The organism is Solibacillus silvestris (genome assembly GCF_051967575.1).
GTDB classification, from domain to species: domain Bacteria; phylum Bacillota; class Bacilli; order Bacillales_A; family Planococcaceae; genus Solibacillus; species Solibacillus silvestris_B.
Genome location: NZ_JBQCJW010000080.1, coordinates 1 through 1,488, shown reverse-complemented (window position 1 = coordinate 1,488; position 1,488 = coordinate 1). Strand labels below are relative to the sequence as shown.

The 1,488-nt window shown below is 38.0% G+C and carries 1 protein-coding gene; it reads right to left on the bottom strand.

All coding sequences use genetic code 11. The features are described from left to right. Positions 1–463: 463 nt before the first annotated feature. Positions 464–1,408 (bottom strand): IS110 family RNA-guided transposase, encoded by a 945-nt coding sequence (locus ACTHOQ_RS18835; protein WP_440497728.1) that lies wholly within the window; start codon positions 1,406–1,408, stop codon positions 464–466. Positions 1,409–1,488: the final 80 nt, after the last annotated feature.

Below are 1,488 nucleotides of genomic sequence, written 5' to 3'. Positions count from 1 at the left end.
ACATAAGGACACTTCTTTCTGCTATTATTTTTGTTGTGGTAAACATTATTTTATCAGAAGAGCGTCCTTTTTTTAATGTCTAAAATCAAAACCCCTGGAATTTTACTGTTCGTAAAATTCCAGGGGTTTTTCAATTCAAAGGCGGGTTTTGTCCCAGCCTCTTTCTTACGATTAGTCAAGTGTATTTCTTTATTTTCTTTTCATTATTTGATTTAGATTGAGTGGGGAGGGGTACCCCACTCAATCTAAATTTCCGAATGCCAAAGAAACCTAACGATTTTTATTTTTTTCGAAAGGTTAATATGATATAGTTTTATTTAGGTGATTACGATTTCTGAGCTGGTAGTGCGGACTCATAATCGTAAAGAATGTCACGCGTCAATAACTGAAATGTCACTTTCAGAAACTTATTGATGTAGGCGATGATTGCAACCTTATGAGGCTTCCTCTGAGGTTGCTTTTTTTATTTGTAGTAATAGTCCACAAAATGATTGAGCTTTCCTTTAGCCTTAAGCATTGCACAGATCATGAAATATAAAATCTTTCGCAGATGTTTGTTCCCTCGTTTATTTATACGATCCCTATAGTGTGTATTGCCGGACTGGTATCGCATGATATTGATGCCTGCGTAAGCGTTCAGCTGTTTCGCATTTTGAAAGCGGCGAATGTCCCCGATTTCCCCAATTAATCGGCATGCGGTTGATTCACCTATACCCGGGATTGAGCGGTAGACAAGATATTCTTTTCTCCCTTTCGATAACTCTACCATTTGTTTCACTAGCTCATCCTTCTTCTCCATTAAATCGGCAATGCGGGTTGCGTAATCACGTACCTGATCGCATCGGATATCATTCGGTTTAATGGCGGGATAGCAATTTTTTGCTGCTTCCATTAAAACGGCTGCTTTTGCTTCAGCCCGTGTTACCGAAAGATTCTTTCTTGTATTGGCTTTTAAGCGATTTTTAATGATGGTTTTAGAATGATCCAGTAAAAGGGTAAGATGCGGATAAAGCTGCACAATATTTAGAAACAGCGCTGAACTCGGTGTAATGAGCTTTTCTAATTCCGGGAAACTAAGATGTAAAATCGAATGCATTCGGCTTTTCAGTAAAATCATTTCTTCATCAATTTCATCGTAATAACGCGTTATAGCGTGCATCTGTTTATAATAATCATCCTGAATATATGTAGTTTCGCGTTCCATTTTGAAATGGGTTTTCGCCAGTTCATGAGCATCACTGATATCGGTTTTATTTCGACGCATCTTCGCCATCTGTAAATTCGCTTCAAGCGGATTCATGTGGCAGTATGCATAGCCATAATCTTTTAAAAACGCTTCGACAGTTTTTGAATAGACACCGGTCGCTTCAAATACAATGTCTGGCACTTGTCCATCTAGTTTGGTGATTTCTTGTAACCGTCAAGTAGTTTTGGACACTTTCTGCCCATTAAATTTGAACACTTTTCTCTTAAAATAATGTCTGTCGA